A 3,434-nucleotide genomic window follows, 5' to 3' on the forward strand; every position below is an offset into this window, starting at 1 on the left:
GTCCAGGATCCGGGGACAGGCCCCTGGACCCCGCGGCGGACGGGCGTAAGGGCGAAACCGGGTCCGGATTCACTGAACGTTGATCGAACGAAGACCGGGGCGCAGCACGACGTCGGGAACCTGGTGGGGATCGATCACCCCTTGCCACTGGAGATCCCCATGACCTCACACCCTGAGTCGGCGGTCCACGTGACCGTCGTCCATGCGCCGGCGTGCCACCTCTGTGACGACGCTGTTGGCGCCCTGGCTGACCTCGGGCAGAGGTGGCCCCTGGTGGTGCGTGTCGTCGAGCTGGAGTCGACCGAGGGGGCGTTGCTCGTCGCGCAGCACCGGCCCGCGATGAACCCGCTGGTTCTGGTGGACGGTGCCTACTTCAGCTCGGGCCGACTGCCGCGCAAGAAGCTGGTCAAGCTGCTGACCGCAGGCGCGGTCCCGAGCGCGTCCACCTCCGCCGTGAGCGTGTGAGGTGGGCGCCGAGCTGTTGACCACGGGCAGCATCCTGGCGGCGTTCCTCGCCGGCGGGGTCGCGCTGTTCGCGCCGTGCTGCATCGTGTTCCTGGCGCCGAGCTACCTGGCCGGCGCGGTGAAGAACCGCCGGTGGCGGCTGCTGCCGCTCACCTTCATCTTCGCTGCGGGACTCGCTGTCGTCCTGGTACCCATCACCCTCGGCATGAGCCTGCTGGCCGGTGCGATCGCCCAGTACCACGTCCCGCTCTACATCGCCGGTGGCGTCCTGATGTTCGCCCTTGCGGTCCTGTCCTTCTCCGGCACCATGTGGTCGCTCCCCAGCTTCCTGCGCGCTCCGGACACCTCACGCGGCGACTCCGCCAGCTTCTTCTCACTCGGGGTGTTCTCCGGTGTCGCCTCGAGCTGCTGCGCGCCGGTCCTGGCGGGCGTGATGACGCTGTCCGTCTTGTCCGGCTCGGCCGTCGGCGGCCTCGCGCTGGGACTGGCCTACGTGTTCGGCATGGTCTTCCCGCTGTTCGTGATGGCCTTGGTCTGGGACAAAGCCAGGCTGGGGGAGCGCAAGCTCCTGCGCGCCCGCCCGGTTCGGATTCGGATCGTCGGACGCACGATCGTCACGAACACGCTCAACATCGCCGTGTCTGTCGGGTTCGTGGTCATGGGTGTCTTCGTCATCGCCCTTGCCGGTGACACGGACATGACCGGCGGGACCGAGGCGCAGGACGTCGCTGCGAGCACCTTGACCGACGTCTTCCTGGCCGTGCAGACCTGGGTGAGCCCAGTACCCGAGCCCGTGCTCGGCCTCGGTCTCCTCGCACTGGCGGCGGCCTTCGTGTGGGCCACCCTCGCTGACCGTCGTCGACAGCAGCACGAGCCGGGGAACGTGACAGCCCCCACCCGACGGTCTGACGGCGAGCCCGCAGTTGCTGAGGACGTCGCCAGCAACAGCACCGCACCGAACTGCCACAGCACCGCCACCGAGGAAGAAGTGGTCCCATGACATCCGGAACAGCAACCCGACGCTTGGCCGAGCGCCAGCAGATGCTCGACGAGATCCGCCATGCGCAGGAAGCTGTCGTCAAGCGCCGGCACCGCATCAGCCTGGCCGCGTGGGGTGTCGCGCTTCTCATCGTCGTCACCCTTGTGGCAGCGGCGCTCATCTCCTCCCGACCGGTCATGTCATCCGAGGCCCGCGTCGCACCCGATTTCACTCTCCCGACCTCGAGCGGACAGACGGTGACCCTGTCCTCGTTGCGGGGCTCTCCCGTGGTCCTTTACTTCAACGAGGGCGCCGGCTGCGACTCCTGCCTCATGCAGATGGCCGAGATCGAGAAGGATCCAGCCTTCGCGGAAGCGGGGATCACCGTGCTGCCGATCGTGATGAACACGGCAGAGCAGATCAACACAGAGCGAGCACGCCTAGGCGTGACCGCGGACTTCCTCCTCGACGACGGCACCGTCTCCGAGGAGTACGGCACCCTCGGCACCGGCATGCACGAAGGACTGCCCGGTCACGGGTTCATCCTCATCGACGCCGAGGGAGTCCAGCAGTGGTACGGCAACTACCCGTCCATGTGGCTCGCGCCGCAGGACCTCCTCAAGGAGGTGCAGAGCCGGCTGTAGACGGAACAGACATCCTTCATCTGCGAACGAGAGGACAGCACGATGAGCACCTGTTGTACCGAGGAGACCGGCCAGTGCTGCGGGGGCGGTGAGGTCAGCGACCGCTCCGAGTCCCAGCCTCAGGCCGAAGTGACGAGCGTGAAGAGCCACGCGTGCTGCGGGGGTCAATCGGCGCACTGATCCACCACGAGCCCGCCCGACAGTCGGTCCGACCCCGTGCGGGTCGGACCGACGCGTGTCACCGGTGCGCGCGACGACGCGGAATACGGTGCGTACTGTAATCGTCGTTGGCGCTCGAGGGCGTGATCTGGCTCGCCTACCTGGACGACGACGAAAATCCGAACTGCCGCGCCGTCAGACTGGATGTGTGCAATCACCGGTTCCAACGCTTGGCTACTGTCCCGAGCGTCCACGGTGGCTGAAGCGCTCGCGGCTGTCGCGGCCACGAGGCCTCGGCCGCACCGCAGCGTTCCCCGAGCCAGCGAGGAGGGTGCTCGGGTGCCGCGCCTACCGTTGCCCAAGGCCCGCCTGTCGACCGCGCGGACGGGAGGACGCTGCTCACCGCCTCAGCGACCTGGGTTCTCCAGCTTTATCCCGCCCTGACTCGACGTCGCGCCCTGTCGCAGCGGATCGCGAACCTGCGGGACGCGGGGCTGCACGATGCGATCAAGGGTGACGACCAGACCGGCGCGCGACTCATCGAAGGCATCGCAGCCGGGCTGGCACAGGTTCGCGTCGACCTGACGCAGTACGCCGAGACGTTCTACTTCGTTGAAGCGGACTCGAGCATCAACTTCGCCTGCATGGTTCCTTACACCTACGAACTGGCCGAGACCGCCCAGCACTCAGACAATAGTGAGGTGCGGCTCGCCGGTGCCGCCCTCGCCCGGGCGGCCGACTCGCTCGCCATCAGACTCGCGCAGCACCTCGACACGGGGGAGGACGACCTACCAGCGGTCTTCACGACGTACGCCACCCGAATAGGCTCTCGCAGATCAGCCGGTGGATGACCCAAAAGGTGGACGAAGCCGGGTCGGCAGGTGTGGCGAGCGGCAATGCGTTGCTGCGACGACGGGTGAGCGGTCGCTTCGGGTGGCCGGTCTGGGAGCCCCTCGCGGCCTCGCCAGGCGGTATGCCGGCGCATTCACAGGACGGAACTTCTCTGCGGGAGTCGATGAGCTGGGTTGCGCCACGTGCTGTGTGAGTTCGGCCTCAATGACCAGCGTGGGAGTGGCCGTGCCCCTGGGGGCCGGCTGAGTGTGGCGGCCGCGGCGCTCGGGCTCGGTGGCGACGACGAGTGCGGCGATGATCGTCGTGAGTGGGATGGCCAGGACCAGCCCGATCGA

4 protein-coding genes are annotated in these 3,434 nt (G+C 67.7%); 3 read left to right on the forward strand and 1 reads right to left on the reverse strand.

Translation table 11 applies throughout. The features are described from left to right. The first annotated feature begins 273 nt into the window (after positions 1-273). Genes N866_RS22445 through N866_RS13455 form a run of 3 tightly spaced genes read left to right on the forward strand, consistent with a single transcriptional unit; the run spans position 274 to position 2,088 of the window. On the forward strand, positions 274-465 hold the full coding sequence (locus N866_RS22445) for a hypothetical protein (protein ID WP_245612593.1): 192 nt from the start codon (positions 274-276) through the stop codon (positions 463-465). Positions 466-481: 16 nt separating this feature from the next. Further along, on the forward strand, positions 482-1,465 hold the full coding sequence (locus tag N866_RS13450; RefSeq protein WP_425393963.1) for a cytochrome c biogenesis CcdA family protein: 984 nt from the start codon (positions 482-484) through the stop codon (positions 1,463-1,465). Positions 1,466-1,488: 23 nt separating this feature from the next. Then, entirely contained in the window at positions 1,489-2,088 is a 600-nt protein-coding gene (locus tag N866_RS13455) for a peroxiredoxin family protein (RefSeq protein ID WP_245612594.1), read from the forward strand. Positions 2,089-2,654: 566 nt separating this feature from the next. Here the strand turns inward: N866_RS13455 and N866_RS21005 are convergent. After that, entirely contained in the window at positions 2,655-2,933 is a 279-nt protein-coding gene (locus tag N866_RS21005) for a hypothetical protein (protein ID WP_155855369.1), read from the reverse strand. Positions 2,934-3,434 lie beyond the last annotated feature (501 nt).

The organism is Actinotalea ferrariae CF5-4, assembly GCF_000603945.1.
GTDB lineage: Bacteria > Actinomycetota > Actinomycetes > Actinomycetales > Cellulomonadaceae > Actinotalea > Actinotalea ferrariae.